This is a genomic window from Paenibacillus sp. FSL H8-0282, from assembly GCF_037963825.1.
Taxonomy (GTDB): domain Bacteria; phylum Bacillota; class Bacilli; order Paenibacillales; family Paenibacillaceae; genus Paenibacillus_AQ; species Paenibacillus_AQ odorifer.
Genome location: NZ_CP150146.1, coordinates 1,503,779 through 1,522,233 on the forward strand (window position 1 = coordinate 1,503,779; position 18,455 = coordinate 1,522,233).

Here is an 18,455-nt window from a genome sequence, read left to right on the forward strand (position 1 = left end):
ATGGATTTTACAACACAGCTACTTATTGCCGCTATTTCCGCAGGGACCCCGCTGCTGCTGGCTACGCTGGGAGGCATTCTAAATGAACGAGCCGGCATTATACAGCTTGGGGCTGAAGGTCTGATGCTGATGGGGGCGGTCACCACTTGTATCGTGTATATTCGCTCCGGAAACCTGTTGCTGGCTCTGCTGGCTACCGTAGCTGTAACGGCTGTGCTTGGTTTGCTGCATTCTTTTCTCTGTGTGACCTTGCGGGCGAATCAAACGATGTCCGGTCTTGCGATGACCTTGTTCGGCAGTGGGTTGAGCGCTTATCTTGGTAAACCGATCAGCGGCATTCCTTTGCCGGGAACCTCCCCTAAGCTGCATCTGGCTTGGCTGGAAAATGTACCGTTCATCGGAAAAATATTCGGCAACATGGACTACCTAACCTGGTTCAGCCTGCTGCTAGTGCTTGCTCTGCATCTGCTAATTCACCGCACTTCATGGGGCCTGCATTTGCGGGCAGTCGGAGACAGTCCGGCTACCGCAGATGTGATGGGGATCCGTGTGCAGCTTATCCGCTACAGCTATGTGATCACCGGTGCTGCTCTCATCGGTCTGGCCGGAGCGGATATGGTATTGGCCTATGCGCCAACCTGGAATGAAGGGCTGACAGCCGGTCGAGGCTGGATTGCGGTAGGGCTAGTGATTTTTGCCAGATGGAATCCGCTGCGCGCCTTGTTCTGCGCTTACTTTTTTGGGGCATTGGATTCACTTGGCTTCCGCATTCAATTGCTGGGCAGTGCAGTTCCGCCCTATTTTCTCAAAATGATTCCGTACCTTGTGACCATTCTGGTCCTGATGTACCTGGGGTACCGCAATCGCAACAAACCATCCGGTACACCGGAGGCGCTCGGAGTTCCTTATATTCGGGAACAAAGGTTTTAAGGCAGGCTATACGAGAAGGGAAGCGGCAATCTGGTACTCAAAAAGGGAGGCGGAGTGTATGGGAGTTATACGGGAAGAGGATGGAAGACTACCTGAAGTAATTCAACCCCACAGCCTGCACGAAGCTTGGGAGAGAAAAACGGCGTTTGGAGACAGTTCCCGATATGTCGCAGGAGGAACATTGCTGAGAACAGGGTGGGAAAATGGAACGGATCATATGCCCAAACAGCTGATTGATCTTCGGCAAATCACAAATCTCGGCGACATTACCTTAACGGAATTTCACTTATCTCTGGGCGCTCTTGTTCCACTCTCCCAGTGCCGCAGTAATGAGCATTTGCAGGCCGTGGCTCCTGCGCTGCAAGAGGCTGCACGTTGCATAGCGGCTCCGTCGGTGCGTAATCTTGCCACGCTCGGGGGCAATATCGCTTCTGGCTTCGGAGATATTCTACCTGCGTTACTGGTCTATGACGCGGAGTTAATCTCCTTTGACGGCAAATTTATGACGGCACTACCTTTGATAGAGTGGCTAAACAATCACTGGAGCGGGATAAAACCTGCGGCAGATCTTGTGGCTGAGATTCGCATCTCACCTACTCGCTTAGAGAGTCCGTTAACGGATAGGCTAGAAATTTTTCGTAAGGTTGGCCGCAGGGAAGTGTTCACCCCTTCACTTGTAACGGTAGCAATCTCAGCATCAATCGATGAGGAACTCCGTTTCCGTGAGGTGCGTATCGCCGCAGGTGGGGGCTCTGGGCGGCCGCAGCGACTAAGTAGAGCTGAAGTTATGCTTGAAGGTGTGAGGTATACAGAGGAGCTGTTGGCTTCTTTATATGAAGAGGTTGAGAACAGCTTTGAGACGTATAGTGATCCCTTTGCAACAGAACTTTACAAGAAAAAGACTGCTGGGAATTTGGTTGTATCTGAGCTGTGGAAGGCTATGAATATACGGAGTTAAGAGGTGAATAACCCGACGAAAGGAGAGAGGGAAAATGCTGCTGAATAAGGAATCCAGCGGTAGCCGCTGGCGTACACGACCCGATGGAGAGGGCAAGGTATCCGGTAAGCTGCAGTATTTGACCGACATGAGGGCAGAAGGAATGTTGATCGGCCGCGTGCTCCGCAGTGAGCAGGCACATGCTCGTATTTTGTCCATACGCATTGAGAAGGCCGTTGAAGTCCCTGGTGTACACGCTGTAATTACTTATGAGGATGTGCCCGGACTTAACGGCTTTGGCATAGCTTTGCCGCATCAACCGGTATTTTGCAGTGACCGTGTGCGTTACACTGGCGATGCGATTGCGGCAGTCGCGGCAGAGACGGACGAAATTGCGGAATACGCCTTATCTCTTATCGAAGTGGATTATGAGCTTCTACCCTTACTCGAGAACCCGGAAGAGGCGATGAAAAAGGACGCAATTCTGCTGCATGCCGAGGGAAACGTGCTTCATCATACGGAATATCGGAAAGGGGAGCCGGAAGCGGTATTTACGGATTGCTGTCATGTGGTAGAGGAGACTTATTATACACCACGCCAAATGCACACTTATATGGAGACTGAAGGTGGACTGTTTATCCCAGAGGATAACGGACGGCTTACCGTATATTCAGCTTCACAACATGGGTTGATGGATCGCCTGCAGCTATCCAGAATTCTGGCTATTCCTCAAGAAGATATTCGCGTCATCTCGAGTCCTATCGGCGGGTCCTTTGGAGGAAAAGACGAGCTGAATGTACAGCCGTATGGAGCGCTGCTCGCCTTGCGGACACTCCGTCCGGTAAGACTGCATAATTCGAGAGCTGAATCGGTACGTGCAGGACTAAAACGCCATCCCATGAAAATCACCATGAAAACTGGCTGCGACCCCGAAGGAATCATCAGGGCACATCAGGTCAGAATTATTTCGGATACGGGAGCTTACGCAACACTGGGGGCGGAGGTGCTCAACTTCGCGACAGAACATGTGATGGGCCCCTATATCATCGATCATGTGGATGTGAAGGGTTTTGCTGTATATACCAATAACGGTGTATCTGGTGAATTTCGCGGTTTTGGCGGCAATCAGGCGATTTTCGCTTTGGAGGGACAAATCGATCGGTTGGCTGAGCGATTGCAGATCGATCCGTGGGAAATGCGCCGCCGCAATTTGCGTAAATATGGAGATCTGGGGCCACTGGGTCAGGAAATTGCTCAGACCGATGGTGCCTTTCAGGTGTGGGAAGCGCTGGCGGGTTCGCCTCTTATGACTGAGGCCGCATCTACAGACAGTGATTCAGGTGTTGTGGAACCTTGGATCGTAACTGGAACGGGTGCTGCTATAGCTATGCATGGTGCAGGACTTGGCTATGGTATTCCCGATCCGGCGGGTGGCAGGCTCTCTTTGACGCTAGAGGGCAAAATTGAGGCGGTGTTTGGTTACGAGGAGTTTGGTCAGGGGTTAATCGCAACAATGGAACAAATGCTGATTGAACAGTTTGGCTTGGCGGCAGAGGATCTAAGCATCGTCATTGGCGATACGGATGTTGTGCCCGATAGCGGATCTAGTACGGCTTCCCGATCAACCAGCATGATGTGGATGGCCTTAAAACGGCTGCGTCCAGACTTCACCGCTCGAGTGCTGCAGGCAGCTGCGATGATAAAGCCAGAGCTGGATAACTATGAAATGAAGCTCGGCCCTGGCGGCATTTGGCTAAAAGACGGCGGTCTGCTTCTGACTTACAAGGACTTGGCACAGCATATTTCAGAACCCATTGTCTGTAATACAAAGTTTACTTATCCAACCACACCCTTTAAAAGAGTGGGGGCACATTTCCTATACACCTATTCCGCAATCGCGGTCCGTGTGGAAGTTAATCTGCTTACAGGACGTGTTCGTGTACTGGACCAATATCATGCGGTAGCGGCGGGACCGGTGGCTAATCCGCAAGGTTATCTTGGACAGATCGAAGGTGGCAGCAGTATGGCGGTAGGCTTCACTTTGTCAGAGGATGCTGTGATGTCAGGCGGCAGCTATGTCACCAAAAATTTAGACACCTATTTGGTGCCGACCATTGCCGACATGAATGGCAGCATTCAGGTGCAGCCGATAGAGGATTTGCCGGATCATGACACGTACGGTCCTCGCGGCATTGGAGAGGTGGGTTCCGTCAATTTAGCTCCGGCAGTCGTGTCAGCCATATTTCAGGCTGTAGGGAAGCGGGTAACCAAGCTGCCCATTGATCCCGAATGGCTGCAGTCTACACCGTTTATTCCACAAAAGGTGGTGAACATCCATGCCGAGCCATAATTCAGATCACAATCTAGATGAAGATAACCTTGACCCCTTATCGTCTGAGGAAGCTTTTGCAGAAGAAAGGTTCACCTTTAATTGCAATCTCAATGGTAAAGCGATATCCACGGAGCTTCCACCCTCCCGCCGGCTTTTAAAGGTCATTCGTGAAGATTTGGAGCTGACCGGCACAAAACGTTCTTGTGAGATTGGCCGCTGCGGGGCATGTATGGTGCTGGTGGATGGACGTCCAGTGAATTCATGTCTGGTCATGGCCTATCAATGCTCAGGTGCGGAAATTACAACGATTGAGGGTCTTAGTGAAGTAGGCCTGCATCCCGTTCAGCGGGCTTTTTTAGAAGAGGGGGGGTTCCAATGCGGTTATTGCACACCAGGGATGGTCATCTCGGTGGTTGCTCTGCTGGAAGAGAACCCGCATCCTACTCAGGCTGAAGTGGAAGAAGCTTTATCGGGTAACATTTGTCGCTGTACGGGGTACGGTGGTATTTTACGAGCTGTTAACAAAGCTATTGGAGGTTGAGTGGATGGTCGTTTCTGAAGGCAGGTTTGCGTTGGAAGAGATAAATGCCATGAGTATAACGGATTTTGTGAAGCATCTAGGCGGCATTTTTGAACATTCACCGTGGGTAGCAGAGGAGGCTTATAAGCAGATTCCGTTCCATTCTTTAGAGCATTTGCACAGCACAATGATGCAGACCGTACTGAGTGCTGACCGGAGCCGAATGGAGGGACTATTAAAAGCTCACCCGGATTTGGCGACTAGGCTTCAAGTTACGGCTTTGTCTGCCTCAGAGCAGCAGGGAGCTGGACTGGATCGGTTAACAACGGAAGAGTTCAATCTATTAAATGATCTGAATCGAAAGTATACGGACAAATTTCATTTCCCTTTTATTCTAGCTGTTCGTGGCAAAAACAAAGATGACATTATCAGCGCCATTGGAGTGCGAGTAGAGCGTTCCCCTCAGGAGGAATGGGTTCAAGCCTTTTCTGAAGTCGGTACAATTACGAGATTTCGCCTAAGTGATTTAATTATTTAATTATTCATTCATTCATTGATCATAAACGGGGAGGGTGTCAGCCATGCTGGAACCAATTAACGGACGTACAATGTTTTATGGAAAAAGTGATGTGCTAACTTATCGTACCTATGCTAAACCGCTGGCCGTTACCCCCGTTCCCGAATCTTCCTTCACGGGCTGCGACAACATTATATTCGCACATAATATTACATTCGCGGTCACGGGCGAAGCGTTTCTTCCTTCTTTTTCAGAGGGGGATAATTCCATGGTTGTTGCTACCGATTCTATGAAAAATTTTATCCTGCGCAATACCGCGGACTACACTGGAAGCACAACGGAGGGGCTACTGCAGCTTCTAAGCAGCCGTTTTCTCGATAAATACGATCATGTCACCGCAGTTTCAGTTTCCGCAGACCGGTTACCTTTTGAACAGGTGATGGTGCTCGGGGTTGAGGGGCTTAAACAGAGTCATTTAGTACTGCGTCACTCCAATAATGAATCTTATTCGGCTTCGTTAACTATAAAACGTGGAGAGAATGGGACTGAGGTTATCGCTCATGAATGCCGATTGAAGGATTTACAGCTGATAAAAGTGAGTGGAAGCTCGTTTTATGGATTCGTCCGTGATGAGTACACAACATTGCCGGAGAGCTTTGACCGTCCGCTTTATATTTTTCTGAATATTAACTGGACCTACAGTGGTGTTGAGCATGCTCTGGATGGAGATCTCGGCCAATATGTGGCTGCGGAGCAGGTTCGCGATATCGCCCATAACGCTTTTCATGAGCTGAACAGTCCATCAATCCAATCGTTGATTTATCAAATTGGGCTGCGCGTATTGTCCCGTTTTCCTCAGCTGGCTACCGTTTCATTTGAGTCCAATAACCGGACTTGGGAAACCATTGTTGAGCCTGAAGAAACTAAAGGTGGAGTCTTCACCGAACCTCGTCCACCCTATGGCTTTCAGGGCTTTTCTGTCAGCCGTGCAGATCTGGCCGGAGAGATAGCGTAATGAGCGGGCGTCTTACCACCCATGTGCTGGATCTGTCGCGGGGGATTCCTGCTACAGGTCTGACGCTTCAGCTCTGGAAGCTTACGGATGGGATGAGCAAGCTTCTGTGTGAAGAAGTCACGAACAGTGACGGGAGGCTGGATGCTCCGCTGCTGGAGGGAAACGAAATGGAGTCTGGATGTTACGAGCTGCTGTTTATGGTTGGCGATTACTACCGTAGAGCGGATGCCAAAGCGTCAGCAGACACTCAACGTGAGATGCCTTTTTTTCTAGAACAGATACCTATTCGCTTTCATATAGAGAGCTCCATGCAACACTACCATGTACCTTTGCTAGTAGCACCTGGTGGATATAGTACGTATCGGGGAAGTTAAGAGAAAGTTGACGACCGGAGGAGGTGGCAGCTCATGAAGGAATCCTATGAACTTGTGATTAAGAACGGGAATGTAGTGCTGCCCGATCAGGTACTCAAGCTGGATATTGCAGTATCAGAGGGTAAGATTGTCGCACTTGGAGAGGAACTTTCGCTTGCGCCGCTAACCAAAGTCATCGACGCAGAGGGGATCTATGTGCTCCCCGGTATGATTGATATGCATGTCCACTTTAATGAACCAACGTTTGGACATTGGGAAGGCTTTCGCAGCGGTTCTGCGGCATTGGCAGCTGGCGGCTGCACAACCTATGCAGATATGCCGCTTAACGGCAATCCACCTACTGTGAACGAGGCTGCGCTTCGTCAAAAGGTAGATGCTGCGGCTGGAAACTCTGCCGTTGATTATGTGCTGTGGGGTGGGCTCGTTCCCGGCAATCTGGATGATTTAGAAGTTTTGGCAGCCGCTGGCGTCACTGGGTTTAAAGCCTTTCTCTCCAATCCTGGAGGGGAGGGCGAAGGCAGATTCCGTGAAGTGGATGAGGATACACTCTATCAAGGGATGCAGCGAATCGCTTCTCTGGGCGGGATTCTGGCGCTGCATGCAGAAAGTGAGGCTATCACGGCGGTGTTGACCGCAGATGCAGTGCGAAATGGCAGAAGCAGTGCCTGTGATTTTGCGGCTTGCCGCCCTGCTGAAGCAGAGCTGGAGGCAGTGTCCAGGGCGCTGCTGTACAGTGAACGTACGGGCTGCCGGTTGCATTTTGTTCATATTAGCACGGCTGCTGCCATTGAGAAAATCTATGAAGCTAAGCTTCGAGGTCTGGACGTTTCGGCCGAAACCTGTCCCCATTATCTGGTCCTCACTGAAAATGATATGAAGGCTTTAGGCCCTGTGGCGAAGTGTGCGCCTCCGCTGCGAAGTGCGGTGGAGCAGGAGAAGTTATGGGAGATGCTGGCCCAAGGCAAAATCGATCTGATTGCTTCGGATCATTCCCCCTGTCCAACGGAATTGAAGGTGAAGCCGGACTTGTCTTTTTTTGCAGCTTGGGGTGGGATCTCGGGTGCGCAGAGCAGTCTGGAGCTTATGTTCCATGAAGGCGTGAATGTGCGGGGTTTGGATGTTACATTAATTTCCAGTCTGCTTGCAGGGCAACCCGCAAAACGTTTTGGAATAGAGCATCGCAAAGGCGCTATAGCTCTAGGTCTAGATGCCGATCTAGTTCTGATGAATCCAAGCACAACCTATACGCTGACTGCGGAGGATTTATTGTATCGCCACAAGCACAGCCCCTACATCGGAAGAACTTTATCCTGCAAGGTAGTTGCTACGATCTGTCGCGGGAATGTGATCTATACCTCTGAAGAAGGAGTGATCAGTGAGGGAGGTGGACAGTGGCTGCGAATTAGGAAGGAGCAGTACAGCCTATGAATGATTGCAGAGTTCAAGCATCGACTCAGAAACTGCTGGAGCTGCTGGAGGAGCTGGCGGCATTCAGCACACCTGGGCCAGGAGTTACTAGACTGCTATATACGGAGGAATGGAGCCGGGCGCAGATTTTTTTGCGGGAAAAAATGGCTGGGTTCGGCTTAGAAGTTTCCATAGACAAGGTTGGCAATGTATATGGACGATTGAGTGGATGCAATCCGCAGCAAAAGGTTATTTTAACCGGATCGCATATCGATACTGTAGTCAATGGCGGAAAATATGATGGTGCCTATGGAATCGCTGCGGCTATGATTGCGCTTCAAGATTTGCAGAGGAACTTTGGCCAGCCGCAGCGGACGCTTGAGGTCGTATCTTTTTGTGAAGAAGAGGGGAGCCGATTTCCGCTTGCTTATTGGGGTTCGGGCCATGTCACGGAAAGGTATGACGGAAGCGAGGCCGAGACCTGTATGGATGCAGAGGGAGTGACATTACAGGCAGCAATGACGGAATCCAGCTTCTTACAGGACATAACGGAGGAGGAAGCTTCTAAGCGGACTGGAGTCAGAAATGATATTGGTGCTTTTGTAGAACTGCACATCGAGCAGGGGATTATTCTGGAGAAGACGGACACTCAGATAGGCGTAGTTCAGGGGATTGTTGGCCAGAGACGATATGTGGTCAAGGTCAGTGGTATTGCTAATCATGCAGGCACGACACCGATGTTTATGCGGCAGGATGCACTGGCTAGTGCGGTTGAAATGCTGTACGTGCTTGAAAGTGCTGCTAAAACTACTGGTGAACCTCTTGTAGCAACCTCGGGTAAGCTTGAGGTGTATCCGAATACGCCAAATGTGATCCCGGGTGAGGTTCTTTTTACACTAGATATCCGCCATAGTGAAGAGGACGAACTGGAACGTTTCTGTGAGAAGCTTCTTGCGGAATGTAATGAAATTGCTGTTAAACGTGGGGTGACTCTTGAGGTTACATCCGTGCTCAATACAGTCCCTGCGCCTATGGATATGAAGCTATCTGCAATGCTGGAAAATATCTGCCGCCAACAGGGGAAGACGTACCGCATGATGGTAAGTGGAGCGGGACATGACGCCCAGCTGTTTGCGCCGCGTTGCCCTACTGCGATGATATTTGCGCCAAGCCGAGCTGGGATCAGCCATTCTCCGGAAGAGTATACTTCCCCTGAGCAGCTCGTTGCTGGGCTTGAGGTTCTGACTGCGATGTTATATGAGTTAGCTTATTAAAAAGAGTTCGCCGAACTTTTAAGGGAGGATCATCATGAAGCGTTATGAAGATTTGTCGCCGTCCCAACGCTGTATTATGACTCCGGGTCCGGTCGAGGTAGATCCGCGTGTACTGCGGGCGATGTCTTTTCCGGTGCTGGGTCAGTTTGATCCAGAGTTCACCTCTATTATGAATGAAACGATGGAAATGCTGCGGGAGCTGTTTGCTACTCGTAATTCATGGGCTTACCCTATCGATGGTACCTCCCGTTCTGGAATTGAAGCTGTGATGGTTAGTTTGATCCTGCCGGGTGAGCGTGTGCTGATTCCGATCTTTGGCCGCTTCGGACATCTATTGCATGAGATTGCTGAAAGATGTGGCGCTGAGGTGTTCGTGTTGGAAAAGCCATGGGGGAGTGTGTTTGAGCCGGATGAAGTGATAGCAGCTATGGAGACTTTTAAGCCACATGTGGTGGCAATGGTTCACGGGGAGACCTCTACAGGACGTGTGCAGCCACTCGCGGAAATTGGTAGAGCTTGCCGCCGGATGGATACTTTATTCATAGTCGATGCAGTTGCAACCATTGGGGGCATTCCTGTCGAGACAGATGCTTGGATGTTGGATGCCGTCGTTGGCGGTACACAGAAATGCCTGTCCGTCCCTTCCGGAATGGCACCGATAACGTATAATGATCGTGCTGAAGCTAAGCTCATGACCCGAAAACGAGTAGAACGCGGGATTAGAGCAAGTGATGTCCAGCCAGGTGACTTATCTTTTGTCCGCAGTAATTATTTCGATCTCAGCATGCTTCAGGATTACTGGAGTCCACAACGTCTCAATCATCATACAGAGATGACCTCAATGCTTTATGCACTGCGGGAGGGCTTGCGGCTTACCCTTGAAGAAGGGCTGGATGCCCGATTCGCCAGACATATCCTCCATGAAAAAGCACTTGTAGCTGGATTAACAGCTATGGGTTTAGAACTATACGGGGATCCTTCCTGCAAGCTTACTGTTGTTACCTGTGTGCTGATCCCTGAGGGGATAGATGGGGAAGCTGTCCGTTCGCTGCTGCTGGGGCGGTTCGGAATTGAAATTGCCAGTTCTTTTGGACCGTTAAAGGGAAGGATCTGGCGCATCGGTACGATGGGTTTTAGCTGTCGTGAGAATAACGTGTTGCGGCTGCTTGGAGCGCTGGAAGCCGCATTACAGCGTCATGGATTTAAGGGGCCTTGCGGGTTTGGGGTTCAGGCAGCACTTGACGTATATGAGGCAAAAGTAAGATAATCGTTGGAATAGAGCGGATGGCGGGAGAGTAAAAACAGGGGCTTGTCCGGATGGTTCGGACAATCTTTGGGAATAAGTAAACGGCTATCATCTACAGGGATGATTGAGCCGTTTTTTCTTACAAATACAGACCTGCGCAACTATATTATCCTAGGCTTAATAGTTAGGCAATCCTCTATGATTACGGATCTATTCACTACATCAAGACAACACTTGGATACTAACGGGGGAGAGATGAAGATGACAACTTTTACAAGAAAGCCTTTAGCGGATTGTGTCCCTGAGCTTGTGGCTACGGCAAGAGGCGATAAACCGGCAACACTGGTAATTACAGGTGGAAAGCTGGTCAACGTATGCTCTGGTGAAATTCTAGAAGGAATGTCTGTTGGTGTTCAAGGTGGACGAATTGCTTATGTTGGTAAAGATGTGACACATATGATTGGCGAAGGAACGCAAGTTATTGATGCGAACGGCAAGTATATAGCTCCGGGATTGCTCGATGGCCACTGCCATATTGAGAGCACCCAGCTAACCGTTACTGAATTTTCCCGCGCTGTTCTGCCGCTTGGCACAACAGGTGGTTTCTTTGATGCACATGAGATTGCTAATGTATTCGGGCTGAAGGGTATTCAATTGATGCTGGATGAGATGCGGGGGACGCCGTTAGCTGCTTACATGCAGGTGGCTTCTTGTGTGCCTGCGGCAGGTGCGGAATTCGAGACAACGGGTGCCTCAATTGGTCCTGAAGAAGTTGCCGAAGCTTTTACGTGGGGCAAAGATGTGATTGCTCTGGGCGAAGTGATGAATTTCCCTGGCGTTGTTTACGGCGATGAGAAAATGCTTGGAGAGATTCAAGCTACGCTGCGGGCAGGTAGATTTGTTGACGGTCATTTCACATGGCCTTCCAGCGACTGGAGACTGCCAGTGTATGCTGCGGCAGGGGTGACTGGTGATCATGAGTGTGTTACAGCAGACGATGTGATTGAGCGCGTTCGACTGGGGATGTATGCCAAAATGCGCCGGGGCTCGGCTTGGCATGATGTTGCCAAGACCATCACCGCTCATACAGAGCGTGGACTTGACCCGCGTCGCATGATGCTGGTAACTGACGACCGCAGCTCGGAATCGTTACGGGATGAAGGTCATATGGATTTCGTTGTTCGCCATGCGATTGCTCAAGGCGTGAAGCCAGTAACAGCCTTCCAAATGGCAACTATTAATACGGCAGAGCGTTTTGGGTTGTCTCAGGATATCGGATCTATTACTCCAGGTTCTTTTGCGGATATTATTCTGCTGGACGGGAATTTGGCCGATGTTCACGTGGTACTTACGATTGCTGCTGGTGTAGTCGTTGCCGAAAACGGTGTGATGACGGCAGAGCTTGCTAAATTCTCATATCCAGAGGAAGTTTTGGCTTCGGTTCATTTGCCACAGCGTCCTACCGCCGAAGATTTTATTATCGCGGCTCCAATTGAAACAGGTGAACTTACTACAAGAGTTATTAAAGTAAGAGAAAATCATGTGGAGACCATTGAACGTATGGTTTCGGTACCTGTAGTAGCAGGGCAGCTGGATGTAAATGCTGTAGAGGGTCTGTGTAAAATCGCTGTACTCGAACGGCATAAAGGAACAGGAAATAAATCAGTGGCTGTTGTGGAAGGCATCGGTTTTAAAGAACCGGCTGCTATCGCAATGACTGTTGCTCATGATAGTCATAATGTACTCGTCATCGGCAATGATAATGAGCTAATGGCCAAAGCTGCGAACGCGGTGGCGGACGCTCAGGGTGGGGTCGCCGTAATTACATCTAGTGGAGAAACGTTATTCCCGTTGGCCATTGCAGGCCTAATGTCTACAGAGCCATTTGAAATTGCTGCTGAGAAATCAGCTGCGATCAGCAAAGCGTTGTATGATGCCGGCTGTACTTTGAATTACGCGTTTATGACTTTATCGCTGCTTGCTTTGGCGGTTATCCCAACGTTACGTATCACAGATAAAGGACTCGTACGGATTTCACCCGAGGGAATACAGTTAGTGCCATTGTTTGTTTAAGTAAATTAACTGAAGTATAATCCTAATGCAAAAAACTGTTCTGAGGTCGTAATGACCCTTCAGAACAGTTTTTTTGTTTAAATATAAGAAAGCAAAAGCTTCACATGTTGCGTAATCTTTATACATCTTATTGTAATGAACAATAATATTAAACAGATTTTTAGAGAATGAAACATTTTTCTGAGCGAAATCCTAAAAAAATATAAATAAAGCATAGTCAGGTGACGATAATAATGTTAAATTAGATAAAATTAAAGTGAATTAATGGAGTTAATTTTACATTAATGGCATATAAAGAATTATAGATAATGGCAGGTTTCGAATAACCCAACTAAGAGGGACGAGGTGCATGGAGAGATGATCAGACTAGAAACGCAAGATATTTTGAATATTAGCATGAAGCAAATTGCTACTATTTTTAAGATGAAGCCGCTTGAACTGAGATTTGTCACCGATTTTCAGGGTGAGAAATATCTCTTAACTAATGATAAGTTACACCTCAACAACCAGCAATATTGGGCAAAGGTTATGGAATGTGTCTTTGATGATCATGTTAGACCTGTGTTAATGTGTGAGGTATTATATTTCCTTCGTAATGAATTTCTGGAAAGTGACATTAAGTTATGTTTTTCTTATGATTACGCAGAGGATGGGAATGGCGCAGCTACAGCTACGGCTGAAGTATCCTTTAATGACTCAGCAGATTTACAGCCGAGTGAGATTGCCGAGCTGATTGATTTTGCGTTGACCTTGCAGGACAAGCAGTGGTTCCATGAACTGACTACGAAATATAAGCAGCTTACAGCATAAGTATCCTTTCGATTCTTCATGCTTAACAATTGATATAGATAACCGTCTTGTCTGCAACAGAAATGATCTGTGGACAAGACGGTTTTTTTTGATTTACCATCCTTGGGCGTTTTTTTCTACATGTTCAGCCAAAAAATCAAGCCAATCCTCATGGTCATTCAAACAGGGGATTGCCATAAATTCCTCTGCTTGTCCTCCACCAGCCTCGAATTGTTCTCGTCCTTCTATGGCTAGCTCATGCAGCGTTTCCAGACAATCGGTCACAAGACCCGGTGAAAAAATCAGAGGCTTACGTATTCCTCGTCCGGCAAGCTCTCCCAGAACATCCGCAGTAGAGGGTCCTACCCATTCTTCTCGTCCGAAACGTGATTGAAAACTAAGCTGCCAGCGTTCGGGCTCCCAATTCATAGCAGAAGCAAGAAGATGCGCGGTTTCCATACATTGCTGCGGGTAGGGATCGCCGGTATCCGCATACCGTTTGGGAATCCCATGGAAGGTCAGTACAAAATAATCAGGTTCTTTGCTCAGAATCTCCATTTGACGCAGTAGGTGTGACTTCAAGGCTGAAATATAACCGGGCTCATTATAGTAGGCATCAATAAATCTTAGAGCCGGAATCAGACGTTTAGTTACAGGTCCAGTGGAGCTTTGGCGACCTAAGGCTGCAAAGCTGGCCTGATCGAATACGGACGCGGTAGTCGTGGACGAATATTGCGGAAACAGCGGCACAATGATAATTCGGGTAACTCCGGCGGTGTCGAATTTCGCCATCGCTTGCTCCATGCTGGGTTCGCTATAAGCCAATCCAAGCTCTACCTGATACCGTGGACCCAGCAGTTCTTGTAATCCAGATTGCTGAGCTAAAGAGTGAAAGAGCAATGGTGATCCTTCGGTTGTCCATATTTGACTGTACAGCTCAGCGGACCGGCGTGGACGTGAACGCAGAATGACACCTCGCAGCAAAGGCTGCCACAGCAGAGGAGAATAATCTATGATTCGGCGATCTGATAAAAAACGTTTCAGATAAGGCCGTACAGCTTTTGCAGTTGGTGCAGTAGGGGTACCGATTTGGGCGAGTATAACTCCAATAGGTGGCTGTTTGCTCAAAGCACAGAACTCCTTTCCCATATAAGAGATCGTTCTAAAATAGCATAGCTAGCCTTGAATGCACAGTTATTGAGATCACTTTGCGCGTATAAATTAAATTTAATCGCAAATAGTGATGTTTCTTATAGGGTGTGTGATTTTCGATACAGAAGAACCGCAGAAAGGTCTGGTAGTATCAAACCAGAAATTGATGGAAAACGGGTGTAAGTGTTTTTATAGTAACTCATGTGAATTATTTCACCTTTTATACAGCTTTGTGTTAAAAGGAAGAAATGAAATAGATTCAAGCTATTTTTTATTGAAAATCGAGCGTGTAAAGGCATGAGAGGGGGGATGAGTTCTTATGAAGAGAGAAGTTATGCTTCATAAGAAGAGAAGGGGCATCGTAGGAAAAAGGTTTGGTTAACAAAAAGCTACATATCACTGGGGTTTGGTAAAGGAGAATTTTCATTGAAAAAACTAATTTCTTTAACGGTTAGCGCGGCTATATTGTTAGCGCCGTTTGCTTACACACTTAATGTGCCTGCTGTAAACTTGAAGGTGGATGCAGTATCGGCAGCCTCCGAAGAAGCGGATGCACCGGCAGCAAAACCAACAGCAAAACCCACGGCAAAACCAGCAGCAACACCAAAAGCAACGGCAAAACCAGTAGCAACACCAAAGCCAACGGCAAAACCAACAGCAACGCCAAAGCCAACGGCAAAACCAACAGCAACACCAAAGGCAACAGCCAAACCAGCAGCAACCCCAAAAGCTACAGCAGCACCAGTAGCAACCCCAAAAGCAACCGCTGCACCAGCAGCGACAGTAGTACCGGCGGAAACTGTTAAGCCTGTGGCTACAGCAAAGCCTGTTACAGTTAATGAAAACGTATACCAAGATGGAGTTTACGTAGCTTATGGCGATGCATACTCCAAAGGCACGGAAGGTGCCAAGATCGAAATTAAAGATGGTAAAATTACTAGCATTGAGCTTTTGAGAACCAGTCCTAAGCTGATTGATAGAGATGCTCGTAACAATTATAGTGCTTTATGGCAAGCTTATGGATTGATGAAGGATAGATTGCTTGGCAAAACAAGAGATGGAGCAGCGGCAGTTGATGCTGTTTCGGGAGCTACCCGCTCCAGTAATGGCTGGAAATTGTCTGTAGATAGAGCGTTTGAAAGAGCTCTGACAGTGAAAGATACAAATGCCGTTTACTTTGATGGAGTTCATATGGGCGTAGATCCTACAGGTAAATATTCTGTATTCGCGACCTACGAATCCAACAAGCTTACAGATGTTAAAGTGTATCCTATGAACAGCGCTGGTGATTTCATTGAGGAGAAAGCTTACACAGCTGAGCAAGCGGCAGCGGTTGCAGCTATAGCTCCAGCCTTGCTGGCCAAAGGAACAGAGGCACAGCCTGTTGCAGGTCTTGAAGCCGACTTTATAGCAGCGATTAACGCTTTCTGGGATGCTGAGCAGAATGCAATAATCAACAATACATCTGCTTATGTAGACGGATTCTATTCCTCTTATGGTACGGCAAGAAGTGTTGGCGTTGAAAGAGCCGACATCGTGATTCGCAACGGTAAGTTGGTTGATGTGAAGCTGTTTAGACTTGGCAACAACCTGATTGACAGAGGGGCAACAGCTTATGCGGAAGTAGTAAAAGCAAATGCTCCTATGACAGCTAAGCTGCTAGCGAATGGTTCATATATCGCTAACTATGATGAAAAGGTTGACGGAATTTCCGGAGCTACGGAAAGCAGTCACAGCTGGAACCAAGCTGTAGAAAGAGCATTTGAGAAAGCGCTGAAGGTTCCTGCTGAAGGTCAATATTTTGACGGCAAATTTGCCGGAGTAGATAACCAATCAAAAGTACTGCTGCTAGTTGATGTTGATGCAGATGCGGTAACAGGCATTAAAGTAAGTCTGTTTGGAGCTGACGGCAAGCTGATTGCTGACGATAAACTGAGTGCAGAACAAAAAGGATGGGTAGCTACACTCACATCCGGGCTGTTAGAAAAAGGTGTGCAAATGGCCGATATTACAGGCCAAGAAGCATTGTCGGCAGCAGCTAAAGCAGCACTGACAGATGCTTTGAACAATGCATCCAAAGTCCAAGGAACCTATAAAGACGGAACCTTTACTGCATTTGGTGATGCTTATGATAAAGGAACGAACAGAGCAGACGTTACCCTGCGTAACGGCAAAATCGTAAATGTAGCCTTGTACCGTGTAGGAATGAACCTTGTAGATAGAGGGAACGCTGCTTACCCTGAGGTGGTAAAAGCAATTCCTCAGTTGACGGCTAGCTTCCTCGCAGCAGGGACTAGAGAAGGTGTGCAGGAAGTAGATGCTGTGTCTGGTGCAACCAGCAGCAGCGTGGCTTTGAAGACTGCGGTGGATAGAGCATACGGAAAAGCTGAGGTTGTAGAAGCTAATAAAGCGGCTTATTTCGATGGAATCTTCATTGGTGTAAGTGCCGATAAGCTTGTAAATGTTATGGTGAATGTAGAGTACGGTGTTCCTGTCAAAATGCTTGTTTATTATTTGGATAAAAACGGAAGTGTAAGAACAATCAATCAGTTAACGGACGCGGAGCTGGCAGTGAAAGGTGAAATCGAGTCGACATCGACCGGATACAGCCTGCACAAATATGGTTACCGTCCAGCAGCCTTCGGAAAAAATGATGCAGAGAAAGAAATATCCGCTAAAGCGGTAGAAGCTATTAAATCAGCGCTTGAATCGGCTGGTAAATAATTATCGTTTTATAATAAAAGGAGGATATTCCAGTGCCAGAATATGGCCGGGGAGTAGCCTCCTTTTTCAAATATTCTTGGCTTGTACATAAATATGAAAATAGATCGTATAGTGATTTAAAGGGATTTTGGAGGTGAGTGTCTAAAGTTTAATATAGAGAGCAGGCCAAAAGCCTGTTATTAATAGGAGGCTCCAACATGACACAAATTAAACAGCTCGCTCCACAAGATGAATTTGTTGGCTTTTATCTTTTAAGAGAGCTGGCAATTAAACAAACGAACGGCACTCCTCCAAAAGATTATTTTGACATCGTTCTGGGGGATTCCACTGGACAATTATCTGCGAAATATTGGGATGCCAGCACAACCGATAAAGAAACTTTTTTTCCTATGGCGCTTGTGAAGGTACGCGGGATTGCTCATACTTATCGTGAGAAATTACAAATAAAAATTACTAAAATCAGGTTGGTTAACGATGAGGATGGTGTTGCACTTACGGATTTCATCCGTTCTGCCCCAATTCGTCCAGTAGACCTTATTCATACGATTAAAGGGGTTATGGCAAGTATTTCAGATCCGGAAATTGCTTCGATTGTCTCTTTTTGTGTGGGTAAAGTGGAAGAGAAATTGATGCATTATCCGGCAGCCAAAACACATCATCATGCTTATTTTGCCGGACTTGCTTATCATATGGTGCGTATGCTGGAGATTGGTGATTTTCTGTGCAAGCAGCGTCCGTTCTTGAATCCAGATCTAATGAAGGCAGGAATCATTCTGCATGATATCGCGAAGCCGGAGGAGATGGTCTCCCAGCTTGGGATTGTCTCGGAATACAGCGTTCAGGGCAAGTTGATTGGCCATATCTCGATGGCGTCTAACTGGATCACGGAAGCGGCTATCCGTTTAGATATTGATTTGAATTCGGAAAAGGTTATGGCGTTACAGCATCTCGTATTGTCACATCATAATTTGGGCGAATGGGGTAGTCCTGTTCAGCCACAGACAGCTGAGGCAGTCGCTCTGCATCATATCGATGCGATGGATGCGAAGCTGCAAATGGTGGAGGATGCCTTGGACACCACACCGGAGACCGAGGAATGGACACCGTTCATCAGAGGTCTAGAGAATAAGGCTGTGTATCGTTTGAAGATTTAAGAGATACCCTG

General features: G+C 47.9%; 15 protein-coding genes. 14 read left to right on the plus strand and 1 reads right to left on the minus strand.

Annotated elements, in window-relative coordinates; genetic code table 11:
* The 12 genes from NST94_RS06600 (at nucleotide 1) to NST94_RS06655 (ending at nucleotide 13,435) form a co-directional block, all read left to right on the plus strand.
* Nucleotides 1-930 carry an ABC transporter permease gene (locus NST94_RS06600; RefSeq protein WP_042185778.1) on the plus strand — a complete coding sequence of 310 codons (930 nt, stop codon included), beginning with the start codon at nucleotides 1-3 and terminating at the stop codon, nucleotides 928-930.
* Between the two features lie 58 nt (nucleotides 931-988).
* Nucleotides 989-1,888 (plus strand): FAD binding domain-containing protein, encoded by a 900-nt coding sequence (locus NST94_RS06605; RefSeq protein WP_076125444.1) that lies wholly within the window; start codon nucleotides 989-991, stop codon nucleotides 1,886-1,888.
* A 34-nt stretch (nucleotides 1,889-1,922) separates the two neighbouring features.
* Entirely contained in the window at nucleotides 1,923-4,217 is a 2,295-nt protein-coding gene (gene pucD, locus NST94_RS06610) for a xanthine dehydrogenase subunit D (protein ID WP_339281799.1), read from the plus strand.
* Nucleotides 4,204-4,740 carry a (2Fe-2S)-binding protein gene (locus tag NST94_RS06615; RefSeq protein ID WP_339281800.1) on the plus strand — a complete coding sequence of 179 codons (537 nt, stop codon included), beginning with the start codon at nucleotides 4,204-4,206 and terminating at the stop codon, nucleotides 4,738-4,740. Before pucD ends, NST94_RS06615 begins: the two co-directional genes overlap by 14 nt.
* 4 nt (nucleotides 4,741-4,744) lie before the next feature.
* Entirely contained in the window at nucleotides 4,745-5,257 is a 513-nt protein-coding gene (gene uraD / locus NST94_RS06620; RefSeq protein WP_076286310.1) for a 2-oxo-4-hydroxy-4-carboxy-5-ureidoimidazoline decarboxylase, read from the plus strand.
* Between the two features lie 43 nt (nucleotides 5,258-5,300).
* A complete protein-coding gene (gene pucL / locus NST94_RS06625; protein ID WP_339281801.1) occupies nucleotides 5,301-6,251 on the plus strand; it encodes a factor-independent urate hydroxylase in 951 nt (316 codons plus the stop codon).
* Nucleotides 6,251-6,625 (plus strand): hydroxyisourate hydrolase, encoded by a 375-nt coding sequence (gene uraH / locus NST94_RS06630; protein WP_076125436.1) that lies wholly within the window; start codon nucleotides 6,251-6,253, stop codon nucleotides 6,623-6,625. The genes pucL and uraH overlap by 1 nt, the downstream gene beginning before the upstream one ends.
* A gap of 33 nt (nucleotides 6,626-6,658) precedes the next feature.
* Nucleotides 6,659-8,053, plus strand: a complete 1,395-nt coding sequence (locus NST94_RS06635) for an allantoinase (protein WP_339281802.1) — start codon at nucleotides 6,659-6,661, stop codon at nucleotides 8,051-8,053.
* The gene (locus NST94_RS06640) at nucleotides 8,050-9,306 is read left to right on the plus strand and encodes a M20 family metallo-hydrolase (protein WP_076305465.1); all 1,257 of its coding nucleotides are present in this window, start codon (nucleotides 8,050-8,052) and stop codon (nucleotides 9,304-9,306) included. The genes NST94_RS06635 and NST94_RS06640 overlap by 4 nt, the downstream gene beginning before the upstream one ends.
* 34 nt (nucleotides 9,307-9,340) lie before the next feature.
* On the plus strand, nucleotides 9,341-10,573 hold the full coding sequence (locus NST94_RS06645) for an alanine--glyoxylate aminotransferase family protein (RefSeq protein ID WP_339281803.1): 1,233 nt from the start codon (nucleotides 9,341-9,343) through the stop codon (nucleotides 10,571-10,573).
* 234 nt (nucleotides 10,574-10,807) lie between these two features.
* The gene (locus NST94_RS06650) at nucleotides 10,808-12,625 is read left to right on the plus strand and encodes an adenine deaminase C-terminal domain-containing protein (RefSeq protein WP_339248753.1); all 1,818 of its coding nucleotides are present in this window, start codon (nucleotides 10,808-10,810) and stop codon (nucleotides 12,623-12,625) included.
* Nucleotides 12,626-12,982: 357 nt separating this feature from the next.
* The gene (locus NST94_RS06655; RefSeq protein ID WP_076125508.1) at nucleotides 12,983-13,435 is read left to right on the plus strand and encodes an IDEAL domain-containing protein; all 453 of its coding nucleotides are present in this window, start codon (nucleotides 12,983-12,985) and stop codon (nucleotides 13,433-13,435) included.
* Nucleotides 13,436-13,528: 93 nt separating this feature from the next.
* Here the strand turns inward: NST94_RS06655 and hemH are convergent, their stop codons facing one another.
* Nucleotides 13,529-14,542 carry a ferrochelatase gene (gene hemH, locus NST94_RS06660; RefSeq protein WP_175617361.1) on the minus strand — a complete coding sequence of 338 codons (1,014 nt, stop codon included), beginning with the start codon at nucleotides 14,540-14,542 and terminating at the stop codon, nucleotides 13,529-13,531.
* A gap of 450 nt (nucleotides 14,543-14,992) precedes the next feature.
* Here hemH and NST94_RS06665 point away from each other — a divergent pair, with 450 nt between their 5' ends.
* Both NST94_RS06665 and NST94_RS06670 read left to right on the plus strand, forming a co-directional pair.
* A complete protein-coding gene (locus NST94_RS06665; RefSeq protein WP_076185392.1) occupies nucleotides 14,993-17,290 on the plus strand; it encodes an FMN-binding protein in 2,298 nt (765 codons plus the stop codon).
* A gap of 197 nt (nucleotides 17,291-17,487) precedes the next feature.
* Entirely contained in the window at nucleotides 17,488-18,444 is a 957-nt protein-coding gene (locus tag NST94_RS06670; protein WP_036680004.1) for an HD domain-containing protein, read from the plus strand.
* Nucleotides 18,445-18,455: the final 11 nt, after the last annotated feature.

Bases quoted from the DNA above. Each gene is read 5' to 3' on its own strand.
- NST94_RS06600 (WP_042185778.1), top strand. From the start codon at position 1: ATGGATTTTACAACACAGCTACTTATTGCCGCTATTTCCGCAGGGACC.
- NST94_RS06605 (WP_076125444.1), top strand. From the start codon at position 989: ATGGGAGTTATACGGGAAGAGGATGGAAGACTACCTGAAGTAATTCAA.
- pucD (WP_339281799.1), top strand. From the start codon at position 1,923: ATGCTGCTGAATAAGGAATCCAGCGGTAGCCGCTGGCGTACACGACCC.
- NST94_RS06615 (WP_339281800.1), top strand. From the start codon at position 4,204: ATGCCGAGCCATAATTCAGATCACAATCTAGATGAAGATAACCTTGAC.
- uraD (WP_076286310.1), top strand. From the start codon at position 4,745: ATGGTCGTTTCTGAAGGCAGGTTTGCGTTGGAAGAGATAAATGCCATG.
- pucL (WP_339281801.1), top strand. From the start codon at position 5,301: ATGCTGGAACCAATTAACGGACGTACAATGTTTTATGGAAAAAGTGAT.
- uraH (WP_076125436.1), top strand. From the start codon at position 6,251: ATGAGCGGGCGTCTTACCACCCATGTGCTGGATCTGTCGCGGGGGATT.
- NST94_RS06635 (WP_339281802.1), top strand. From the start codon at position 6,659: ATGAAGGAATCCTATGAACTTGTGATTAAGAACGGGAATGTAGTGCTG.
- NST94_RS06640 (WP_076305465.1), top strand. From the start codon at position 8,050: ATGAATGATTGCAGAGTTCAAGCATCGACTCAGAAACTGCTGGAGCTG.
- NST94_RS06645 (WP_339281803.1), top strand. From the start codon at position 9,341: ATGAAGCGTTATGAAGATTTGTCGCCGTCCCAACGCTGTATTATGACT.
- NST94_RS06650 (WP_339248753.1), top strand. From the start codon at position 10,808: ATGAAGATGACAACTTTTACAAGAAAGCCTTTAGCGGATTGTGTCCCT.
- NST94_RS06655 (WP_076125508.1), top strand. From the start codon at position 12,983: ATGATCAGACTAGAAACGCAAGATATTTTGAATATTAGCATGAAGCAA.
- NST94_RS06670 (WP_036680004.1), top strand. From the start codon at position 17,488: ATGACACAAATTAAACAGCTCGCTCCACAAGATGAATTTGTTGGCTTT.